The sequence below is a fragment of the Paenibacillus sp. N3.4 genome (assembly GCF_008017805.1).
Taxonomy (GTDB): domain Bacteria; phylum Bacillota; class Bacilli; order Paenibacillales; family NBRC-103111; genus Paenibacillus_E.
Map to the genome: position 1 here is coordinate 36,078 of NZ_VRTT01000009.1, position 21,888 is coordinate 57,965.

Annotated in this window: 22 protein-coding genes and 1 pseudogene; 7 read left to right on the plus strand and 16 right to left on the minus strand. The window is 43.9% G+C overall.

Annotated elements, in window-relative coordinates; translation table 11 throughout:
- Together FU659_RS06895 and FU659_RS06900 are read left to right on the plus strand one after the other, a co-directional pair.
- On the plus strand, positions 1-1,659 hold the full coding sequence (locus FU659_RS06895) for an ABC transporter permease (protein ID WP_147946877.1): 1,659 nt from the start codon (positions 1-3) through the stop codon (positions 1,657-1,659).
- Positions 1,656-2,945 (plus strand): MBL fold metallo-hydrolase, encoded by a 1,290-nt coding sequence (locus FU659_RS06900; RefSeq protein WP_147946878.1) that lies wholly within the window; start codon positions 1,656-1,658, stop codon positions 2,943-2,945. The genes FU659_RS06895 and FU659_RS06900 overlap by 4 nt, the downstream gene beginning before the upstream one ends.
- A gap of 79 nt (positions 2,946-3,024) precedes the next feature.
- Here the strand turns inward: FU659_RS06900 and FU659_RS06905 are convergent, their stop codons facing one another.
- The gene (locus tag FU659_RS06905; RefSeq protein ID WP_147946879.1) at positions 3,025-4,371 is read right to left on the minus strand and encodes an MFS transporter; all 1,347 of its coding nucleotides are present in this window, start codon (positions 4,369-4,371) and stop codon (positions 3,025-3,027) included.
- A 9-nt stretch (positions 4,372-4,380) separates the two neighbouring features.
- Complete coding sequence (locus FU659_RS06910; protein WP_147946880.1) at positions 4,381-4,944, minus strand: 5' nucleotidase, NT5C type; 564 nt, start codon at positions 4,942-4,944, stop codon at positions 4,381-4,383.
- Between the two features lie 136 nt (positions 4,945-5,080).
- Here FU659_RS06910 and FU659_RS06915 point away from each other — a divergent pair, with 136 nt between their 5' ends.
- The gene (locus FU659_RS06915) at positions 5,081-5,947 is read left to right on the plus strand and encodes a VOC family protein (RefSeq protein ID WP_147946881.1); all 867 of its coding nucleotides are present in this window, start codon (positions 5,081-5,083) and stop codon (positions 5,945-5,947) included.
- Between the two features lie 56 nt (positions 5,948-6,003).
- On the opposite strand, the gene FU659_RS06920 is transcribed toward FU659_RS06915, so the two are convergent.
- Positions 6,004-6,648 (minus strand): pentapeptide repeat-containing protein, encoded by a 645-nt coding sequence (locus FU659_RS06920; protein ID WP_147946882.1) that lies wholly within the window; start codon positions 6,646-6,648, stop codon positions 6,004-6,006.
- Between the two features lie 141 nt (positions 6,649-6,789).
- On the opposite strand from FU659_RS06920, the gene FU659_RS06925 reads away from it, so the two are divergent.
- Genes FU659_RS06925 through FU659_RS06940 form a run of 4 tightly spaced genes read left to right on the plus strand, consistent with a single transcriptional unit; the run spans position 6,790 to position 10,953 of the window.
- Complete coding sequence (locus FU659_RS06925) at positions 6,790-8,406, plus strand: spore germination protein (RefSeq protein ID WP_147946883.1); 1,617 nt, start codon at positions 6,790-6,792, stop codon at positions 8,404-8,406.
- Positions 8,403-9,587 carry a Ger(x)C family spore germination protein gene (locus FU659_RS06930; RefSeq protein ID WP_147946884.1) on the plus strand — a complete coding sequence of 395 codons (1,185 nt, stop codon included), beginning with the start codon at positions 8,403-8,405 and terminating at the stop codon, positions 9,585-9,587. Before FU659_RS06925 ends, FU659_RS06930 begins: the two co-directional genes overlap by 4 nt.
- 13 nt (positions 9,588-9,600) lie before the next feature.
- Positions 9,601-9,837, plus strand: a complete 237-nt coding sequence (locus FU659_RS06935) for a hypothetical protein (protein WP_147946885.1) — start codon at positions 9,601-9,603, stop codon at positions 9,835-9,837.
- Between the two features lie 15 nt (positions 9,838-9,852).
- Positions 9,853-10,953 (plus strand): GerAB/ArcD/ProY family transporter, encoded by a 1,101-nt coding sequence (locus tag FU659_RS06940; RefSeq protein ID WP_147946886.1) that lies wholly within the window; start codon positions 9,853-9,855, stop codon positions 10,951-10,953.
- A 10-nt stretch (positions 10,954-10,963) separates the two neighbouring features.
- Here the strand turns inward: FU659_RS06940 and FU659_RS06945 are convergent, their stop codons facing one another.
- The 13 genes and pseudogenes from FU659_RS06945 to FU659_RS07005 all read right to left on the minus strand — a co-directional run bounded on the left by FU659_RS06945 (position 10,964) and on the right by FU659_RS07005 (position 21,877).
- Entirely contained in the window at positions 10,964-11,266 is a 303-nt protein-coding gene (locus tag FU659_RS06945) for a sigma factor-like helix-turn-helix DNA-binding protein (RefSeq protein WP_147946887.1), read from the minus strand.
- 20 nt (positions 11,267-11,286) lie between these two features.
- A complete protein-coding gene (locus tag FU659_RS06950) occupies positions 11,287-11,571 on the minus strand; it encodes a sigma-70 family RNA polymerase sigma factor (RefSeq protein ID WP_147946888.1) in 285 nt (94 codons plus the stop codon).
- 282 nt (positions 11,572-11,853) lie between these two features.
- Entirely contained in the window at positions 11,854-12,876 is a 1,023-nt protein-coding gene (locus tag FU659_RS06955) for an ATP-grasp domain-containing protein (RefSeq protein WP_147946889.1), read from the minus strand.
- A complete protein-coding gene (locus FU659_RS06960) occupies positions 12,873-13,709 on the minus strand; it encodes an HAD family hydrolase (RefSeq protein ID WP_147946890.1) in 837 nt (278 codons plus the stop codon). Before FU659_RS06960 ends, FU659_RS06955 begins: the two co-directional genes overlap by 4 nt.
- A complete protein-coding gene (locus tag FU659_RS06965) occupies positions 13,706-14,839 on the minus strand; it encodes a cysteine protease StiP family protein (RefSeq protein WP_147946891.1) in 1,134 nt (377 codons plus the stop codon). Before FU659_RS06965 ends, FU659_RS06960 begins: the two co-directional genes overlap by 4 nt.
- The gene (locus FU659_RS06970) at positions 14,812-16,227 is read right to left on the minus strand and encodes a phosphoribosyltransferase family protein (RefSeq protein ID WP_261807662.1); all 1,416 of its coding nucleotides are present in this window, start codon (positions 16,225-16,227) and stop codon (positions 14,812-14,814) included. Before FU659_RS06970 ends, FU659_RS06965 begins: the two co-directional genes overlap by 28 nt.
- Complete coding sequence (locus tag FU659_RS06975) at positions 16,172-17,275, minus strand: HpcH/HpaI aldolase/citrate lyase family protein (RefSeq protein WP_147946892.1); 1,104 nt, start codon at positions 17,273-17,275, stop codon at positions 16,172-16,174. Before FU659_RS06975 ends, FU659_RS06970 begins: the two co-directional genes overlap by 56 nt.
- A gap of 83 nt (positions 17,276-17,358) precedes the next feature.
- Positions 17,359-18,095, minus strand: a pseudogene (locus FU659_RS06980) (TerC family protein).
- A 28-nt stretch (positions 18,096-18,123) separates the two neighbouring features.
- Positions 18,124-19,404, minus strand: a complete 1,281-nt coding sequence (locus FU659_RS06985) for a TerD family protein (protein ID WP_147946893.1) — start codon at positions 19,402-19,404, stop codon at positions 18,124-18,126.
- A 78-nt stretch (positions 19,405-19,482) separates the two neighbouring features.
- Complete coding sequence (locus FU659_RS06990; protein WP_147946894.1) at positions 19,483-20,073, minus strand: TerD family protein; 591 nt, start codon at positions 20,071-20,073, stop codon at positions 19,483-19,485.
- A gap of 33 nt (positions 20,074-20,106) precedes the next feature.
- A complete protein-coding gene (locus FU659_RS06995) occupies positions 20,107-20,688 on the minus strand; it encodes a TerD family protein (RefSeq protein ID WP_147946895.1) in 582 nt (193 codons plus the stop codon).
- Positions 20,689-20,722: 34 nt separating this feature from the next.
- Positions 20,723-21,322: a TerD family protein gene (locus tag FU659_RS07000; protein ID WP_147946896.1), complete on the minus strand. Its 600-nt coding sequence runs from the start codon at positions 21,320-21,322 to the stop codon at positions 20,723-20,725.
- A gap of 108 nt (positions 21,323-21,430) precedes the next feature.
- Positions 21,431-21,877 carry a tellurite resistance TerB family protein gene (locus FU659_RS07005; RefSeq protein ID WP_147946897.1) on the minus strand — a complete coding sequence of 149 codons (447 nt, stop codon included), beginning with the start codon at positions 21,875-21,877 and terminating at the stop codon, positions 21,431-21,433.
- Between the last annotated feature and the right edge of the window lie 11 nt (positions 21,878-21,888).

Genomic DNA, 21,888 nt, shown 5'->3' on the forward strand with positions numbered 1-21,888 from the left:
ATGATGATCAAACGTACGGGGACGTTCTTAGCATTGCTGCTTCTGGCGATGCTAGTCGTCCTTCCTCTTTTATATGTCTGTTTCACAAGTATTTGGATTAAAGGCTCACTGGATTTGCTGGCTCCAATCCGCACCGTTCTGGAGAAAGATTTGACGGGTGTGTTCGGACACTCTTTGATGCTTGGTATCTGGGTCGTTGTCGGCTGCACGCTGCTCTCTCTTCCTTTAGCTTGGATAATGGCCAAAACTCCGCTGCGCAAGCATCGTTGGCTGGATATTGTGCTGTTGATCCCATTTATGACACCTCCCTACATCGGATCTATGGGTTGGATTTTATTTATGCAGCCCCGCGGATACTTAGAGCAGCTATTCCCGTCAGCCAAATGGGTAAGCAGTCATTTCTTCAGCTTATTCGGCATGATTACGATTATGAGCCTGCATTTGTTTCCATTCCTTTACCTGATTCTACGCAATGCTATTATCCAAATCGGCGGCAATAAAGAAGAGGCGGCTGCCGTTCACGGCGCAAGTTTTCTATATTCGGTGCGTCGAGTCATGCTGCCGCTTGTGTTCTCCAGCTATGTGATGGGAGCGCTGCTCATCTTCGTGAAAACGTTGGCGGAATTCGGTACGCCGGCGACCTTCGGAAGACGCATTGGCTATTTCGTGCTGACAACCGAAATTCAGGCTTCCATCTCCAGTTGGCCTGTCGATTTCGGTAAAGCCACTTCGTTGGCCTCCTTGCTGCTCTTGGCCTGTCTCATACTTTGGTACGTACAGTCCGTTGTCGTTCGTCGCCATTCCTACAATCTGGTCGGCGGCAAGGGAACCAGGGAGAAAATATACGGCTATCGCGGTTGGCAGCGAGCGCTTGCATGGCTCTATGTGACTCTGCTTCTTGCCACATCGATTGGCATTCCCTACTTTTCCATCATTTCTGCTTCGCTTATGAAGCTCCGAGGGAATGGACTGGCTTGGACCAACCTGACGCTACATCACTATGGCGAGCTGCTCAAATGGGGCTCACCAAGCATGAAGGCGCTCACGAACAGCATGGGGCTCGCCCTGCTTGCCGCATGCTTGGCCGCAGCGCTTGGCACTTGGTTTGCGCTCACAATCGGTCGCTCCAAGCGGCTGCCGCAGCGCGTAACGGACATGTTCAGTTTGCTGCCGAACACAGTGCCGGATATGGTCATGGTCGTCGGACTCATCATGCTGTGGAATGCTCCCTGGATGCCGATTCCTATTTATAACACCTACGGCATGGTCGTTCTTACTTACGTAATATTCTTCCTCCCCTATACAGTGCAATATGTGAAAGCGCGCAACGGACAGCTCGATGAATCCCTACGGCAAGCCGGGCAAGTATTCGGCGGTCAGCCTTGGTACGTATTCCGGCGGATCGTGCTGCCCTTGCTGCTGCCTGGGGTTATCGCAGGCTGGATGATGACCTTCACCATCTCGCTGCGAGAGCTGGTCGCCTCCCTCATGGTGCTGCCGCCCTCTATGCAAACATCGGCTACCTATATTTTCGCCCAATTTGAGCAAGGGCAAATCTCGCTTGGTATGGCGATGGCCGTTGTCTCCGTCGGATTGACAACCGGGCTGCTGCTGCTTGTTAACAACATGAATTCGAACAGAAAGTGGAATGTGGAATGATGCAATTGAACATCTGGGGCGGTGCCGGTGAACATGGCCGCTCCTGTTATTGGATTGGCAATGAGTCGACGAGTATTTTACTTGATTGTGGAGTGAAACGGGAAGGCTGCGGCGCATATCCCTACGTAGATCCATCTATGGTTTCACGGCTGGATGCTGTTTTCCTATCCCATGCTCATGAAGATCACTCCATTGCGATTCCCTTGTTATACAAGCTTGGATATCAAGGAAAAGTATGGACAACACGGATAACAGCAGAGCAACTGCCTACTTATTATGCTGCATGGGGAAATTATGTACGTCAGCAAGGCGGCGTGCTGCCTTATGATCAAGCTGATATAGCGCGTATCGAATTCGCTTATGTGGAAGATCATGCTCCTTCCCTTCAATGGACAGAACTATTTCCAAAGCTGAGAATCTGTTGGGGGCGAAGCGGACATATGCTTGGTTCCATCTGGCTGCTTCTTGAAATGGATGGACAGCAAATATTTTATTCCGGTGATTACAGCGAAGAGTCTCTCCTGCTGAGAGCCGATTCTCCTAAGGATGCGCCTAAAGGTTTAACAGACGTAGAAGCGGCAGTCATTGACGCGGCTTACAGCATGGATACCGATGGTCAGACGGAGAAGCTGGAACAGCTTTACGCCACAACCGATGCGATCTTGGCTGCGGGTGGGCAAGTGCTTCTGCCTGTTCCTGTCAGCGGCAGAGGACAAGAGCTCATCCTGCTCATGCAGCAGCGTTTTCCGGAAATACCTATCCGGGTCGAGCAGGAGCTGCTCCTCGCTATGGAGCATATGATTCAACAACCCCAATGGCTAAACCCTGATATATTCCGCACGCTGGCCGATGCACTTAGCAGCAGCCGCTACACAGTCATTCAGAATGAATCTCAGCGGACTGCTGTTATGGAAGAAGCGAAGCCAAGTATTTGGTTCACTAGCGACGGCATGATGCAATCTGCCAAGTCTCAGTGGTACTATGAGAAACTACGTAGTCATCCATCCAATGGCATTATCATTACCGGTCACGTTGCCAAAGGAACATTAGCTCAGCGACTTTTCCATATGAACGAAGAAGAACGTGGTTGTCAGATGTTTCTCATCCGTTACAAAATTCATCAGGGACTCCCTGATGTGCGCAGGATGATTTCTTATTTGCCAAAGATCCCCACTTTGCTTGTTCATGCTCCCAAATCAGACACGGACATTTTGCTTGAGCACCTAAAATCAGAAGGCCATCATCATTTATTATCGTTAACTTACGGTGATCGCTTGGAGATATGAGAAATCTCTTCCATCGTCCATTCATGAACCAAAATAAGCTGAAGTCTCTCTATCTAAGAGATCTTCAGCTTTTCCTTTTTCAAACACCTTCACTTTTCAGGCTCCGCGACGTGTCTTCTTTCGCTTGATAGTTATACCAAAACAGCATAACCAACGAACAAAGACTTATCACAAACAAAAGTCCATACACATCCTGATAGGCATGAACGAGTATATCCTTTTTATGAAAGGCCAGCAAGATTCCGCAAACAGCCACCGAAATAGATCCTCCAAAAAACTGAATAAGCTGCATAAGCCCCATCCCCGAACCGATCAACGTTTTGGGTAAAATACGGGACGTTTCGTTATTCAACGAAGCCATTGTAGCCGAAAATGCCGGTGAGAAACATAGATAACCAACAAGGATAGGAATGGGCGAGGCATTTATTCCATAATAAAAAGCAATCATTACAAGCGCTAACAGGCTATGCCCAATAAACAAAAAACGCAGATTGCCGTAGCGATCAATCCAGCGGCCTACATAACGCGTTAAAAAGGCTGACAAAATAGCCCCAGGCGCAATGGTCAGACCGATCATCATTGCGGATTGATGTGATAAATTAGCTAAAACGAGCGGCATGAGAAACAAATTTCCGAGGTTCATGACCAAGAGGCAGAAACCGATAACAAGCAGTTTACCATACGCCGGATTTCTCATAAGAACAGGATTGATAAACGAGTTTTTGGACCTTTTCATATGCCAAGCATGAAACAAGAATGAAAGGATGCTGATCGCTAACCAACCGATGGATCTTTGTGTCACAGCGAGAAGTAAGCTGGCTGCATTGCAGATGGTCCACATCGCACCGAAAACATCGAATTGTGTATCCTTCGTCAGCACTTCTTTGGGCAGCAGCCTCAGCAGAACAGGCAGGATCACAAGAACCAGACAGGTAATGGCAAACAACCCGTTCCAGCCCATGTATTCACTGATCAGTCCTCCAACAATCGGACCGAGGCCAAATGCCATCGCACTCCCTGCAGAAATCATCGCGATAGCTGAACCTCGTCTTTCGATTGGTATGTATCTGGCAGCAATGATCAAGCCCAGTCCAGCCATAGCGCCAGCGCCAGCAGATTGACAAATACGGGCTGCCAGCAAAGCATGAAAACTATGTGCAAAAAGTCCAAAAACAGAGGACAAGCCGAGCGTCAATAAACCTACGGTCAGCAATCTACGAAGCGAATACACATCCGAAAGGCGACTATAAATCACGGTAGATAAGGCATAACCGATGGAGTAGCTCGATATGATCCAAGATCCAAGATCTGCTGAAATATGAAGATCTCCGATGATGCTTGGAGTCGAAACGTTAAACATGGTTGTGTTCATCACAACGATGAAAAGGCCGAATGTCCAGAGCGGCATGACGATGCGATCATTCATGAGCTTCACTCATGATTTCAACGTTTCTCGGAGTTCATTCCAAGAAACGATTCGCGGCAGATGGATATGCTGATTATACGACCTATCTTTTACATACACGTTAATCGCTAGCTCCGAAAGAGTTTCCAGAACTGCCGGCTTATCATCAAAGTAATAATCCAATTGCAAATCTTTAATAATATGGACTTTTTCGGAATCGTTCATCCCGCAGTAAAAGTGACCTTCCGCCACAGGAAATCCACTGGTTATCAGCCAGTCTCTTGTGCGTTCCGTATGTTCCTTGGCTCTTGCTGTTATGTAGTAAACTTCATGCCCTTGATGTACCAATTCCTGCAAAACGTCTATAGCGTGTGGAAATGGCGGACATTCGGTATAATAAATTTCATCACGAAGGCTGGACCAAAGCTTGCTCCCCTCTTCTTTCGTTAAACCGAAAGCTTCATTAATTTCCATCGTTGTTAATGCATGAAACACCTGAAGGTCAACAGATTGTGCCAACTTGTCATTATAGATATGAAAAGCATGTTCTCTTAAATTAATAAGTGTATCATCAATATCAAAACCAAACTTCACTTTCGTCGCCTCATTTCAGTAAGTTTTCCTATCTAGGATGCTCGAAATTTGCTAAATAAATTGATATCAATTGACGTAATTAGATAACTATAATATACTTAATTACAAATAGTAAGTAAATAGGAGTGATAATAGGATGTTCCCAACATTGAATCCAGATATTAAGCTCGGCTTAGTCCAATTAAACGTTTCAAATTTAGCACGCTCTCTGCAATTTTATCAGGAGGTTGTAGGCCTGCAAGTTCTCCAAACAAGTGCTTCACGGGCTGATTTAACCATTGATGGAAGTCATCCGTTCCTTCGCTTAGAAGAGATCCCGAATGCTCGAGTGACACCACGCAGATCTGCTGCTGGGCTTTACCATTTTGCCATCTTGCTGCCCACGCGGCGCGATCTTGGCCTATCATTAAGAAACTTGATACAATCAGGAATTCATATTGGTCAGGCCGATCATTTAGTCAGCGAAGCTCTTTATATCACGGATCCCGACAATAACGGCATCGAAATTTATTGCGATCGCCCAAGAGATACTTGGCGCCGCGATACGGCAGGCAACTATATCATGGCTTCGGATCCTATAGATTGGGATGGTCTTCTAAGCGAAGCCGAAGGCACTGAATGGCACGGCTTACCTCCCGGCACAACGATGGGCCATATTCATTTCCATATTAAGAATCTGGCAGCATCGAAGCAATTTTATTGTGATATCTTAGGCTTCGATATTGTATCCGATGCTCGGGCTACGATGCAAGCACTATTCATCTCTGCCGGTGGTTACCATCATCATATCGGGCTCAATGTATGGGCCGGTGAGGATGCTCCTACCCCACCTTCAAACGGTACGGGTCTTGCCTATTATACCATCGTTTTCCCTCATGCGCAGGCGCTTGAAGAAGCCGTAGAACGTCTGCACCATGCCGGTGTGCAAACAAACCCACAAGATCAAGGCTATGACGTGACAGATCCTTCTGATATCCATTTAAAGCTAATTGTTGCCCGCTAATTTAAATGAAAGAGGTATGTTGCAGCCGCAATATACCTCTTTTTTTCACTGAATCCTTATTCTTTTAACCTCAGTCCGAACAAGCTGGCGAATACGGAAGCCTGTTCCTTCGAAATGATGCATCCTTGTAAATCCACGATTCCTGCACCCAACCCAACGAATGTACAATCGCTCAAATCGATCCCGTCCAACTTGGTACCTGTAAACTGCGCGCGATCAATCTCACAGGCAATCAAGTCCACTTTTTGCAAAGTGGATTCATAGAAATCTGCACTGTTTAGCGAGCACTCCTTGAATACAACCTGCTTCAAATTACTGAACCGAAATGTGGCATAATCCCCTAAACAGCCTTCAAAATAAGTATTTCTTATCGTTGCGCCTGTCAAATCAATACCAATGACTTTACAGTTTTTGAATTCTGTGCGGTGAATCGTCGCATCTCCGAAATCTACATTGGACAAGTCGCATCTGTCAAATAAGACGTCTGTGAATTCAATATCCTTCATCGATATGTTGGTAAATGTCACATTTCGGAAAATAATTTTATCGAAAGCGACTTTATAAGCCCTTTGATTCTCTACGATACCATCACTAAAAATGCCTGTATGAAAGTTCTCTTCAGGCTGAATCTCATCTGTCATATGTTCAAGAATTGGCAGCTCTTTGGGGATCTTCGGTGATTCAACTTTAACTGTTTGCATGGGATCTCCTAACACTCTTTATGTAGTCGTTCTATTGATATTGTAGCAAAATACACTACCAGCGTACATAAATATGCCCCACATGGGAAAACTTTACCAAAGTAGTCATACATATCAAAAGTGTTTGGTGGTATTGCATGCATGAAATCCTGGACAAAAAGCTTACATCATCTTTATTCCCATAAAAAAGCGTTACCAGATAGTCAAAAACAATCGGAGGATGCCCCACCGCCAATATTAAATGCTGCTCTTGCCATCAATCTGAGTCAGGTCAAAGCCATATTCGGCAACAGCACCGATTTGGTAACGGGCGAGTTGAGCTTAGACACAGAGGGAACGTTCAAAATCGGATATGTGTATTTGGAGCAATTGGCTAACCGTACCTATATTCAAAGCATAATGGACACATTGTTTAAAAGAGTTTCTACGGTTATGGCGGAGTTGAATAATCCGATCGTGGAACCGTTTGCGTATGTCAAAAACTCGCTTACATCTAGCGGCGAAATCAAAACCGTCACTGATTTCCATTTTCTCTGCGATTGTCTTCTTGCCGGTGAGACGATGATCCTGATCGATGGCTATGAGCTTGGCATTTCTGTTAATACTGCCGGCGCTGATAAACGCTCCATTGAAGAATCGTCCACACAATCGGTTGTGCGAGGGCCGAGAGATGGTTTTACGGAAACGCTGGGAACGAATATTGCCCTCATTCGCAAACGCATCAAGAGCCCCGAGTTATGGGTAGAAACGATGAACATTGGGAGAGTGACACAAACGACTGTTGCTCTCATGTATATCCATGGCATTGTGAATATGAAAATTGTTGATGAAGTGCGCATTCGGCTCTCGCGCATCGATATCGACGGTATTCTGGAAAGTGGCAATATCGAGGAACTTATTCAGGATGAGACCCTTACCCTATTTCCAACTATCTACAACTCTGAACGTCCTGATGTCATTTCATCCGGGCTTCTCGAAGGACGGGTAGCTATCTTAGTGGATGGCACACCTTTCGTCCTTGAAGCACCTGCTTTATTCGTTCAATTTTTCCAGTCGTCCGAGGACTACTATCAACGGGCTGAATTTGCTACCTTGATCCGTATACTAAGATACATTTGTTTCTTTATCTCTTTAATGGGCCCTTCCTTATATATTGCCATTACGACCTTTCATCAAGAACTGCTGCCAAGTTCATTGCTGTTCAATCTAGCTGCTCAGCGAGAGGGTATCCCTTTTCCGGCCTTTGTTGAAGCCATATTAATGGAAGTCACCTTCGAAATCCTGCGCGAAGCTGGGGTTCGATTGCCCAAAACCGTAGGGCAGGCCGTCTCCATCGTTGGAGCGTTAGTCATTGGTCAGGCTGCAGTGGATGCAGGTCTAGTTTCGCCGGCAATGGTCATCGTGGTAGCTATTACCGCTATTGCCAATTTCGTTATTCCTGCATTCAATATGGGAATTTCTATCCGTATCATGCGATTTATATTAATGATTTTTGCAGCAACCTTCGGCCTATTCGGTATTACGGTAGGTTTAATTGGAATGGTACAGCATCTATGCTCCTTACGGTCCTTCGGCGTACCTTATATGGCTCCTATGGCCCCCTTCGTGCTTATTGATCAGAAAGATACCATTCTGCGTTTACCGCAATGGAGTCTGTTTTCTAGGCCTCGTTTTATCAGCAAAAAAATAGGATTAGAGAAGGTATTGCCCCAACGAAGAAACCGGAGGACAACGAGGGAAGGAGGAACTGAGGCATGAAAAAAGGTAGTATTCTGGGCGCACTCATTTTACTAAGCACATTGCTCAGTGGATGCTGGGATCGGCATGAGCTTAATGACCTTGCCATTGCTGTTGGGCTTGGCTTTGACAGAAACGGAGATCAATTCAAAGTTACAACACAAATCGTTAATCCCAATGAAGTTGCCTCCAAAAAAGCAAGCGGCTACAGTACGCCAATTACAACCTTAACGGCAACAGCAACTTCCACCTTAGAAGCAGTCAGAAAACTGACAACCTCGGCTCCCAGAAAAATTTTCTTGTCTCATATGCGCATTATTGTCATCGGAGAGGATCTTGCCCGCAGTGGTATTTCCGATGTCATGGATGGCATATCCAGAGATCATGAAATGCGCTCCGATTTCTATTTAATTGTCGCTAAAGGCACGACAGCCGAGAACGTTTTGAAAATATTAACACCCATTGAACGAATTCCAGCTAACAAAATGTTTAAAACGTTGGAAACCTCTGAGAAATCTTGGGCACCTACTGTGAGTATACAACTGGACCGTTTCCTGTCTAATTTATCTAATCCAACCAGACAATCTGTCCTTACTGGCATCGTCATTAATGGGGACGTAAAGAAGGGAAAAACAAAAGAGAATTTAGGCAGAACAAATCCTCACGCAGTTTTGGCCTATTCCGGACTGGCGCTTTTTAAAGAAGACAAACTGTTAGATTGGATGAACGATCAGGAGAGCAAAGGCTATAACTACATTATGGGGAATGTCAGAAGTACAATTGGACACGTCACATGCCCTCAGGGCGGCACTATTGCTATGGAGGTTGTCCGGTCGAATACCAAAGTGAAGGGCAAGGTTGTTTCTGGCAAACCTCAAATCGACATCAGTATCCATATAGAAGAAAACATAAGTGAAGTGCAATGCAAAATTGATCTTCTTGCTCCTGGTGCCATACATGAGCTTGAATTAATTAACGAACAGAACTTGAGGAGAATTGTCCTGTCTTCCATCAATAAAGCAAAAAAGAACAAGGCAGATATTTTTGGTTTTGGTGACGCCATTGAGAGTGCCTCGCCAAAGCTTTGGACTCAAATTAAGGCAGATTGGGATACTCATTTTGCTGATTTACAAATCGTGATTCATCCTGATGTGCAGATTCGGCGCTTAGGCACGACGAATAACTCCATCATTGAGAGATAGAGGAGTCCTGCGTATGGCTTTGACAATTATTGGGGTCTTTGTTTTAACTATAGGCATTGCGGCGTTGGAAGTTCCTTACCTTCGTAGAAAGCAAATGACCAAAGAAATGTGGATCTTCTTCGTCATTTTAGGAGCAGGTTGCTTATTATGTATTTTGTTAGGAATGAGAGTACCTATCCCAAATCCTATGGATGTCATTACGATGATCTACAAGCCCATTAGCGATTTCGTATTCACTATTCTACAATGAGAGGGGATTCTTCAGATGATTGAGAAAGGCAAGATTGGTGTTCATCAGTTCACGATACTGGCGATTTTGTTTACCATCGGAAGTTCCATTCTCATTACACCATCCGGTTTAGCCTATACCGCTAAAAAAGACGCCTGGATTGCCGCCATCGTAGGTAATCTTGCAGGACTTCTGTTGGTTCTCCTCTACCAAGCTCTTAATTCGCGATTCCCAGAGAAGTCGATAGCTGCTCAACTCGAAGAAGTCATGGGGAAATGGTTTGGAGGGATAGTCTCTTTCCTTTACTTTTGCTTTTTCTTTATCCTCGCAGCACTTGTTCTCAGGAATATCGGCGATTTTATTACGACCCAGGTCCTTGTCACCACGCCGCTGCAATTCGTTCATGCTTTCTTCTTATTGGTTGTCATTTTGGGTATTCGCAATGGTCTGGAACCATTCACTCGAACTGCCGAAATCTTCCTGCCTTGGGTGTTCATATTCTTTTTCCTCATGATCATTTTACTTCCAACCCAAATGAATCTGGACTATTTGCATCCTATCCTGGGATATGGATTTAAGCCTATCATCCGAGCGGCTGTTCCGTTGATTGGAACGCCGTATATGGAACTCGTTGTTTTCCTCGTGATTTTTCCTTATCTCAACAAAACCAAAAAATTGCGCAAAGCCTTTCTTTTCGGTATTACCATCGGTGGAACGTTAATTGCTATTATTTCTTTATTGTCCATCATCGTTTTAGGTGACGATCTTACAGCCAGACATATGTATCCAAGTTATAGTTTAGCAAAAAAAATAAACCTTGGAGGCTTTTTGGAACGATTAGAGGTCATTATGGCCGGTATTTGGTTTATTACGATCTACTTCAAGCTGACTTTATGTTTCTATGCCGCTACAATGACTTTAGGTGAGGCTTTCAAAATGAAGGAAGTGCGGCAATTGTATTTGCCTCTGGGGATGATCATGGTTGTTCTCTCCATTATCGCTTATCCCAATACAAGCTACTTTCTTCAATTCGCTTCCAAAATATGGGTGTTCTTCTCAAGCACGTTCGGTCTTTTCATTCCGCTTCTCTTACTAGTGATACCTATGCTAAGAAAAGCAGCTAAGTGGTTCAGTTAGCTGCCTCTAGTCACCCTATAAAAATCGATACCAGGCTGTGTGCCATGAAAAGCATAGAACCCCATTTTCTTTTAATGTACGTTCGACCACGAAACAATCGTGTTTTTATCGTAGTTACAGGAAGATTAACCTGCTTACTGATATCCTCGAGTGACATATCCAGAAAATATTTATAAATGATTACAGCTTTGTATTTATCGGGTAAATCCTGAATCATTCGCTCCACTTGCTCCGCAGTTTCCAGGTCGATGAGATGCAGCTCAGGCGTTTTCTCAGGACTAGTCAGCTTCTCATAAAAAGGAAGAGATTCCATAAAGGGATGGGGATTCGTGTCTATAGATAACTCGTTCTTTTTTTACGCAAAAAGTCGATTGCGACATTTTTTCCGATACTAAAAATCCAACTGGAGAAATTTTTAGTTGCATCAAATCGATGCGAATGCTGGTACGCCCGAAGGAAAGTCTCTTGAACCACGTCTTCAGAATCCGATTTATTACGCAGCATGCGATAAGCTAATCGATATATTTTGTCCTTATAGAGCTCCAGAAGTCGGTTGAAGGCTTTCGAATCGCCTTGACTCCACATCGTTGCAAGCTGACTGTCGCTTAATTGCAGCATCTTTATTCTCCCTTTTGGTCCTAACTAATCACTTTCTTTTATTCTACCAAATCAAGACAAAAAAAAGAAACCCTTTCAGGTTTCACAAGCAAGGAAATTATTTATTCAACTTAGATATTGATTCTGCTTTTTCTGAGCTGGCCACGACAATGAGTACCACGATTATGCCTAGTAATATGAACCCGCTGATCACCATATCGCGCACCTTCTTTTATAGATTATTCATCCATAATCCAAGATATGATGCGCAGCTTAATTTATTCGTGATTTTTCGCGGAAATACTAGTTTCCTAGGTTCATAATGATTGACTTTTCGACATAGCTTGCCAGTATGTCATAGGTTGGTTTTTGAACGCCCACGTGTTCGCCTAATATTGATTTAACAGCTAAGTAAGGAAAATTGATGCCAGATAAACAAGTCACATGCAAACCACCGGACATTCGCGGATTGATTTCAAGCAATTTGGGCACACCCTTATTATATTTCACTTGAATGTTGTAGTTAAATGGAATTCGATATCTCGCTGCAACCTTATGCGCAATTTCAATGAGCTCTGGCACTTCTTCTAGGAGGCGCAGGCGTCCGCCTGCTTTGCGCCGCGGGACGACAGCAAGCAGTTCACCTGCTTCTGAGGCCAAGCAATCGATACTGTACTCAAAGCCCGGCAGTAACTCCATCACCATCAAATCATCAAAGCGCTCTACCGAAGAAAGAATTTGATAGACCTGATCTGTGGAGAGATATCGTTTAATCGTACCGAATAAATCGCTTAAAGCGTCACGCTTGTTGCTGATGATGCGAAACCCCATGCCGCCTTCTGAGTTAGTCGGTTTGATGCAAACCTCATGACCCGCCTCAACGAGTTCCCCGTATGCTGTCATGAAGTCATCCGCTGTATTCACTACACGATAATCGGGAATGGTCATCAAGCTCGTTTGTTTCACCGATTCATAAAATTTTTGCTTCTCCAGCAAGCTTTCCAGAAGTTCCAGATCGCGGCAAACGATTACCTTCGTTCCTAACTTTTCGAACAATTGAATATGCTTCGCGATCGTATACATATGCAAACGCGGTATGAAGACATCGATACCATGTTCCGCACAGAAACCCAGAGCAAAGGTCAGGTATTCTTCTCCATCCAAAACAGGCTCTGTCTCTGCAACATCTGCTCCTTGCAGAGACATATGCGCACGATCCGGATGCGTAGCATAAATTTGAAATTGCCTACCGTCTTCATTATTACGTATGAAATTCATATAGTGGAATGCAACAGAGAACCAACGATTAAACCATATTTTTGTCATGAGGGCTCCTTTATGAGAAGAAATTTGCTTATATCTGACTGTCTCTCTTGCACATACGCCATAATTTCGTCTGTTGCGAAAATGCCTGAGGCATCCGTGAATGTATACATAAATGTTGGATGAAGCTGTTCCTGACGAAATAATTCACCATGTCTGGGTGCGATCGCGTAGTCCGCGAAATCTAACAAGACTTGATCCAAGAGCGAGTCCCCCGAAGCTACTACCTTCTGTTCCCCCGTTAATTGTTTAATATGTGCGACAGCATCCCTTTTATTAACGGCATGCGGCACAATGTAAACTTTTCTTCCCTGAATAGAAGTGTTCCATCCCATCTTCTGGAGCTCTTTGCCCATATCCACAACATCCTGAAGCGGCATCTTCGCTCTATCCACCACATGAGAAAAGAAGAGCTCATCACAATATCTCGAACCAATCACCCACTCTGGGCTTAGAACACGTCCCATGATGTTCTCCACGTCTTGAGCGGGAACACTTGATTCACTTCTGCGAGCTAAGATAGACGCGTGCCAATCCAGATCCGGCTTGCCCTGCACAATAATATTCCCACCATTACTGGTGACCGCATAGGCAGGCTTTAACATTTGGCTAAACAAATGTACCCTGGCATATTGGTCCAACGTTCGCGTCGTTACAGGGATGAATAGTAACTCTGTCATCAGCTTTTGCAGCATCTGATAAGATCGCAAGGACATGTAGGATTTGACTCTTCCATCTATCAGTTCGCTTGGGACAATCAGGTTGCCAAGCTCGGTTACACGCTCTAAAGGCTGAGAATAAATTAAGGTTTGATCGAGATCGCTGGCAAATATCATTCGTTATCTCCCTTTACCGATTTGATAATGCCACAGCAGGAATATGTCAGACCCGGATATACTTCAACGGGTACTTGCCGATCTTCAGCTAAAAGAAGAATATGGCGTAAATTTGGATTATCCATGCGATCAACCAAAATGCGCCAAGGCACTCTGCGGAGCAGCACACGGGTTGTTTCTCCAACTCCGGGTTTAACCATATTGATATCGGCTACTTTATACTCGGTTTGAATCTGCTGAATATCTTTCAACCCTTTCCATGTAACTGTAGGTGGCTGGAGGAGCAATTCCTGTGCTTGGCGCTGAGCTTCATTCGCTATGCCGGGAAAAAAGGGCACAATTTCAGCAATAAAATGATTGGAGAGATCTTGCTCTAACCATTCTTTATAATATTTGGCACCATGAAAATCGAACGGACCGATCAGATCATCGCGCAAAACCGTGCGGCTCATTAAACCGGATACCGTTGAGTTCAAACAAGCGCTTGGGATTAGGAAATCCTCTCTCGTTCCGAACATATCCGTACAATGACCTGGGTCAGCAAGTACAGCCAAATCATCATCAAGCTCAATCTCGTAATCCTGTTTAAATTGCTTGCATGCTTCAACAAGCACTTTACGAATGGCTCCTTTGCCTGTCCAACCGTCCACAAACTGCAATCTAGATCCGGGATGCTTCTGTAGGATGTAGAAAAGGGCATTCACATCTATCCCTTTCCCTCGAATGATCGAAATACTATAGTGAGGCAATTCCCTGTTGTGTATATCCAGAAGGTAACGCTTAATCAGTATGCCTACCGGTGTTCCTGCTCTGGCAAGAGATACAAGAACGGTATCTCGCCCTTTTTTATGCAGGATTAACTCAGCAGTAGTACCGACGGCCAGCGCCACTTTGTCAGCGGAGACTTGGAGTGTTTCTTGGTACAGTTTCAAATAATCTGCCGTAGGCTGATACTCAACAGGAAGCATCTCAGAATAATGGGTTCCTGATTGAATCGCTCGTTCTCTGGCATCCGTTTGCTGTTCCAGCTTAATATCACTTAAATCCTTAAGCAGGAAAATCACATCCGAGGCTGGATAGCTCCCCAACTGTGTAGGCTTCCCTATTGGCTTAGTTCGCCAATCTGCCATTGTTCAGTCTCCTTCCATGTGTAAGTTTGTGGGGAGAAAAAGACAAAATTGATGTGTTGAAGGTTCAACGTATGAAGAATTTCGAGTAATGCATGCAAGGCTTGAAAATCTGCTTCTCTTTCGAAAAATAAATAAATATCATCATATAAGCCTGGTGGAATGTTATATAAGAAATGAGTCACTTCTGGGTCTTCGGGAGACGGGTACGGATATCCGACTTGAACGGCATAGTTTTCTGTCTCAAGCGTGTGAATTGGACTTCTGGTCGTCGACTGATAACTGACGCCTTCCCCCATTTCTGCTGCTATGCGCATCGGAATGTACATAAACTCGCCTGTCCCTACACATAACGTCTTGTTGCCGATACGTGTCTGCTTTACATGCGCTGCTGCTTGGGATATCGCTTTGCCAAACTCTTCCCGATCCTCTGGAACAAGACCAAATCGGCCGCTGTGCCGCAAAAAGGGGCGTTGATTACCTTCATCGACATGTTTAAACCACTGATCAACATACATGAAGCGAATGGATCCTGTTTGCTTTTTGGCCGAAATGCTTGGAGTGGAGCGGATTAGATCTTCGGATGAACCGGATACAGCCACTTCCCCTTTAACCAGCGAAAGCACATGAATCTCAATCCCCAGTTCCCGCTCCATATGGAGAAACTGCTGGTGATCCTCCTGCGTTCTCCAATCCAGCAAAGCAAGAATATAATATCTTCTCTTTGGAAATTTCATTTGGATATCACGAATGATATTAAGTGAGGTTTTTCCTGTTGTCAGCTCGTCATCAACCAATACAACCATTTCTGGATAAGTTAGGATCCGCGGATCTGCTGCATAACAATAATGTGCCGTGGCGTGAGAATGCTCTTCACTAAAATGAATGATCGATTCTGATTCGTCAATGATTTCACGCGTCGTATGAATGTAGCTGCTATTAGCTCCAAAGGTTTGAAAAGCAGCATGTCCAATTGCCGTTGCTGTTTCTGCAAATCCAATAAACGCAGCCGATTGGGGCAGAGATAAATGGTGCGACATAATTTCTTTGTAGGCCGTTTCTGCTTGAGCGGGATCAATAATACCTTGAATCGCCAGTTCGATTAAATGCTGTGGCATATTTCCTTCTAATGATTGTTGCAAGAGCAGTGCCAAGGAGGCTCCGCTTAATAGGGACGTGTAGGGATTTACCGGAATATGTTTACCGAGTACTTTACTCACAAATAGAAACGAACGTTTCTTATTGATTCTGGCTGCCATGGCAAATAAGCAATCAAGTGGTATTTCGTAGGGGTTTGAGGTCGTGCGAACTTGAAGTTCTAAGCAATCTGCGATCTTATACGTACGCTCGGTCATGCGCGGATAATAATTCGATATAGGTTTGTTTTTCATTTAGCACCCCATAAATTTGTGATCGTACTAGAATGCGTCTAGCCCAGTTCAAATGAGGTTTGATTTCATTCATTTTATTGGCATATTCGCTCTTGAGAACACCATGATCCCCATTGTTGTTCGTAAGGATGCTTGTCGCATCCATATACTCCTCATGGGTCACGGCATATAGCGACTGAACCGATTTAATATGCGTGGGATGGATAATTGTTTTGCCGATGATTCCGTTCTCTTTGTCCATCATCGCTTCACGAATCAACCCTTTGAGTGGGAAATACTCCCATACGGGTCCAGATATCGTATAGGATGAATCCACTCGCCCAAACAAATTGATAATATCCGCGATGCAATCTCGAATAGGTGCGATATCATAAATGGTCATATGGGCGCTTCGTCTTAAACCGAATAAGCTGGAGAAATCTGTCGCTCCAATTCTCACGTTCAATACAAGATCTTTATACTGATCAAGGATGGTTTTAATCGACTGCAGTGTATGAGTTCGGCTTTCTTTATAAATGACTTCACGAGATTCCAAAATAGGAAGGCCGTAAAGCGTAGGTGTTGATGGCAGCTTCTCATCGTTATAATTTTCTAGAACTTGAAAATAAGCTGCACCATTGTCCACTGTGAATTTCGGAAAAACAAATCCGGTCAGCAGCATGACGTTATCCATTAATCTTTCAATAAGTTGATTTAGTTGGTTCACGCTTCTTACTCGAATGAATAATAAAGGAAGATTTTCACTCTGAATAATGCCGAGTTCCAAGTAGGAAGCTAATTTATTCATTTGACTTAAAAGGGACTCTTCTGCGTCATAAATCTCATTCTCGCCAACCGCGTCTTCCAGGTCGAGAACGACAGACACGAGTCCTTCCCATTTACCGAAAGCAATATCTTCGGCAAACGTGGGACGTGTTGCAGGCATGTACAGTGCTGCACCCACAGAGCAAGCCAGTATTTCTTTGTTGGAATGGTTATAGAAGGAAGTGGGAGAGATATGAAATAAAGCATTTTCTTCATCTGCCGATAAATAATTAAAATATCTCAGACCGATTCCTCCTTCTTTGGTTTAAGAAACAATCCCTCCACAAAGGAGGGATTGTCATAGTGATGCCCATGTGGCTATTTAAATTAAACAGAATCAGGCTTGTCCTTTTTACGCATCAGACTAAGAACAATCGTGCCTCCGAAAATAACAATAAGTGTGGAGAAGAACAGAACAGGATGTAACTCGAATCCAAAGGCGCCAGCAATCATTTTAAGACCGATAATGATGATGAGAATGAACGCTGTTTTTTCCAATTCCGGAATCTTGTCAATGAGCTTCAGGAAGATTTGAGCTACGCCCCTCATCATGAGTACGCCCAAGATACCTCCAAGGAATAGAACCCAAACCTTTTCACTAACTCCGAAAGCCGCGAGAACGCTATCCACACTAAAGGCAATATCCATGACTTCTACCGCAATAACGGTTCGCCAGAAGGACATGCCTTTGTTCTTAACTTCACCGTCATCTGATTCTTCTTTCTTAAGAAACAGATTGCTGATAGCTATCCATAAGAGATAGACCCCGCCGAGTACTTTGATCCAAGCAATCTGGACCAAGAAGGTTCCAACCCCAATCGCTACAAATCGGAAGATATAGGCCCCTATAATCCCATAAAACAATGCCTTCTTTTGTTGATCTTTAGGCAAATGCTTCACCATTACGGCTAGGACTAATGCATTATCTGCAGACAACAAACCTTCCAGAATAATTAAGGTACCAATAATCCCCAGTTAACTGGATCAGTAAGTGTCGAGGAGAGCACTTCCCAACTAAAAAAGTTAGTAAAATTATTGATAAAGCTTTGGAAAAAATCTGACATTACGAAGACCCTCCTGATGTTTCTCTATTTACTTACTGCCTGCAACCCATTTCATGCCCCAGTTAAATCCTTTATCCAGCTCCTGATGACCGGAAAAATACTGGACAAGCCGTTCAATACTAAACGTTTCATTATTATTATTGCGAATTAATGCAATCGCACACATCCGCCGGTGATTATCATGCTCATTCAATTTCACTTCGATATCAGGCCCGCCTTCTTGCTTAACAGAAACAATACCGTCTGCTTCTGACCAGCTAGTAGCCCCCTCATAAATAAAAGTGAAAACGAGGATACGTTCAAATTCTTTGAGATGGTCTCCGTTAATTCTTATGTTCTCGCCAGTCGTCACAGATCCTGTGCGATCGTCACCATCCAAGGCAATGTACGGTTTTTTATTTAGGGAACCAAAACGGTTGCCTAACGCTTGAATGACACCTTTTTCTCCTGATTTCAGCTCATACAAGCAAGCAAGATCCAGATCGATTGCTTTGCTTTTTCCGAATAAACCGGAAGATTTCTTTTTCTGATTCCAGTTCAGGTTAATAACAATTTCGCCTAGTCGACCTGTCGACTTCTTCTCCAGATTGATACGCTCGCCTTTCTTCTTCAATTCAATCTTAGTGAGATTGACGGGTACTTCTGAAGAAGAGCTGCCTTGATTTACTGGAACAGGAGGTATGAAGGGAGGTGTAACCGCCGATGTAGGCGATAAAGACGATGGTGTTGGAATAGGTGCAGAACTAGGCGTTGGTTCATCCTTCACTTCGATACCAAAATTGGCGCAAAGAGCTTTCAATCCACCGGAAAAGCCCGCTCCCACGGCACTAAACTTCCATTCGTTTCCATATCTATATAATTCCCCAACAACAATGGCTGTCTCTACAGAGAATTGATTTCCTAATTCATAACGAATCATATCTTGTCCTGTACGAGAATCAAAAATCCGTACATACATTTGATTTACTTGGCTGAACTGCTGCTTTAAATTCTCGCCCTCATGAATGGTAAGGGTGATGGACATCTTTTCTACATGAGCGGGAACGGAGGTAAATTGAACACTGAACTGCCGTTTATCATTCTCATGGGAAGGTTGATTAATAAACGTAACACCGTTTTTGGATGGATTATTGTAAAAAATCAATTGCTCATCATGATCCACTTTTCCATTAGCGCCTAGTAGAAATGCAGATGTATCCAGATCTACGTCAGCAGGGGAACTCCACCCAAGCCCAATGCCAATCTGTGTTAATCCTGGGTTCGTTTTCGTAAGGTCTGTTTTTTGACCTTTGACAAGAGATACATGCATAGTGGGGTTGTCACCTTCCTATTTCAAAATAGAAGGGTGATGCCTTACCTGCACCACCCCCTTGTATCTGCTTACAGCTTATTCAGCATCCAGTCCATAATTTTTGCAAAGTGCTTGAAGACCGCCTTGGAATCCACTTCCAACTGCTTGGAATTTCCATTCTTGCGCTTGGCTGCTGTCTCGGTACAGCTCACAAATAACAACAGCTGTTTCAACAGAGAAGTCTTCGCCAAGGTCATAACGTAAAATTTCCTGATTCGTCAGTTCATCAACCAAACGTACGAATGCATTGGAGACTTGTCCAAAGTTCTGAGCACGATTGATTGCATCGTGTATCGTTACTGTAATGCCAATCCGATGGATATGGGCCGGAATTTTGGAGAAATCCACTTTGATTTGCTCATCATCCCCGTCGCCTTCACCTGTACGATTATCGCCAGTATGCTGAACAGAGCCATTCCCACCGGTCAAATTGTTATAAAAAATAAAATCCTCAAGCCCTTTAGCCTTGCCTTCCGCATGCAGCAGGAAGGCAGACGCATCTAGATCGAAATCATGTCCGCCATTATATTTATTCGTATCCCAACCCAAACCGATGACTGCTTTACTTAAACCTGGATTCGTTTTGGTTAAATCGATTCGTTGACCTTTGGATAAGCTAATTGTCATTTTTGCATCTCCTCAACTGGTTTTTATCGATTCTTAAGTGGTTTGTAGACCGTAGTCGCGAGCTAATCCGCCTAGACCGTCTTTATACCCGCTGCCGATTGCGCTGAATTTCCATTCGCCGCTATTACGGTATAACTCGCCAACAACAACGCCTGTTTCGATGGAAAAGTCTTCGCCAAGGTCGAAACGGAGGATCTCTTCGTCACTTGCTTCGTTAACAATACGTACGTAAGCATTGGATACTTGTCCGAAGTTTTGAGCTCTTGCTTCCGCGTCGTGAATCGTAATGCAGAACGCGACTTTTTCTACTTCTGCCGGAACGGCGCTCAAATCGATTTTGATTTGCTCATCGTCCCCATCACCGGCGCCTGTACGATTGTCGCCTGTATGTACGATAGAACCGTTAGCATTCTTTGGATTGTTATAAAAAATGAAATCGGATTCGGAAGCCACTTTACCAGCGGCATTCAAGCTAAATACAGAAGCGTCTAGATCGAAATCTTTACCGCCATCATATTTATTCGTATCCCAACCCACGCCAACAACCACTTTAGATAGACCTGGATTTGTTTTTGTTAAGTCTACTTTTTGTCCTTTGGATAATGAAATCGCCATGAGAATAACCTCGCTTTATGGGAAATTTTAATTTTTAGTTATATCGTCTAACCAGTTGTCCGATTGAAGTGTCGGTATAGCCTTCACCGATTGCATTAAATTTCCATTCGCCGCTATTGCGATATAGTTCCGCAACGATCAGCGATGTTTTGCCGGAGTAATCCTCAGTTAAATTAAATTTAACCAATTCTTGCTGGTTAGAATCATTCAGCAACCGAATATAGGCCGATTGCACATGTCCGAAATCCTGTTTTCTATTTACACAATCGTAGATATTAACTACGAAAACGATTTTATCAACATCAGCAGGCACTTTAGCCAAGTTAACGGTCACTTGTTCGTCATCGCCTTCGCCTTCACCTGTACGATTATCACCGGAGTGAACAACGGACCCACACGAGCTTTGCAAATTAGCGAAATAAACAACATTATTTTCTTTTCGTAATTTTCCGTTTTCATCTAATAAAATAACGGAAGCGTCACAGTCAATCTCGGCTGCTTTCTTTTTCATTCCGAAAAAGCCTCTTTTTTCCACGACTGCGGGATCCCAGCCTAAACCGACCACCACTTTGGAAAGACCTGAGTTGCCTTTCGTTAAATCAATTTTTTGACCTTTGACTAAACTAATCGTCATCTAGGTCACCTCCCTTCCTTTACATATATAATGTAAACCTAATAAGTGTTACGTAAGAAATACAATCACGTTTCACCGTAGGATTTAAATATTTTGTAAATTCGACGATTATAGACTAAATTCGCTAGGATTGAGATTTAACGTTGTGCAAATATCTCTGACAGCCTTCTTCTCGGTATCATCAAAATCACCGTCAGCTGCCCCAATCGCACAACAAACCGCAACGATGATCCTTCCTGTTTCAGGCTTGCTGCTGAACTTGGCAATCACCTTGAGAGCCTCTTGTTTGCCAATCATTCCCGAGAACTCGAAGTTACTTGTAAAATGGTTAAAACGCGCGATAACATTGCTAATATCGAAAACTTTAAGTTCATCGCTTCTGCTTATGTACCCAATCATTTTTTCCTTTTCTGCATGGCTAATATTTCCATCAGCTGCTGCTACGATTGCACATCCAGCAACAACGGCATCCAGAAAATCTTTGTTTTGAAATTTTTTCACTTGATCCGACAAACCTGTTTTTGCACTCGAAAACCATGATTTGAAAGTACTCATTTCAGCACCAC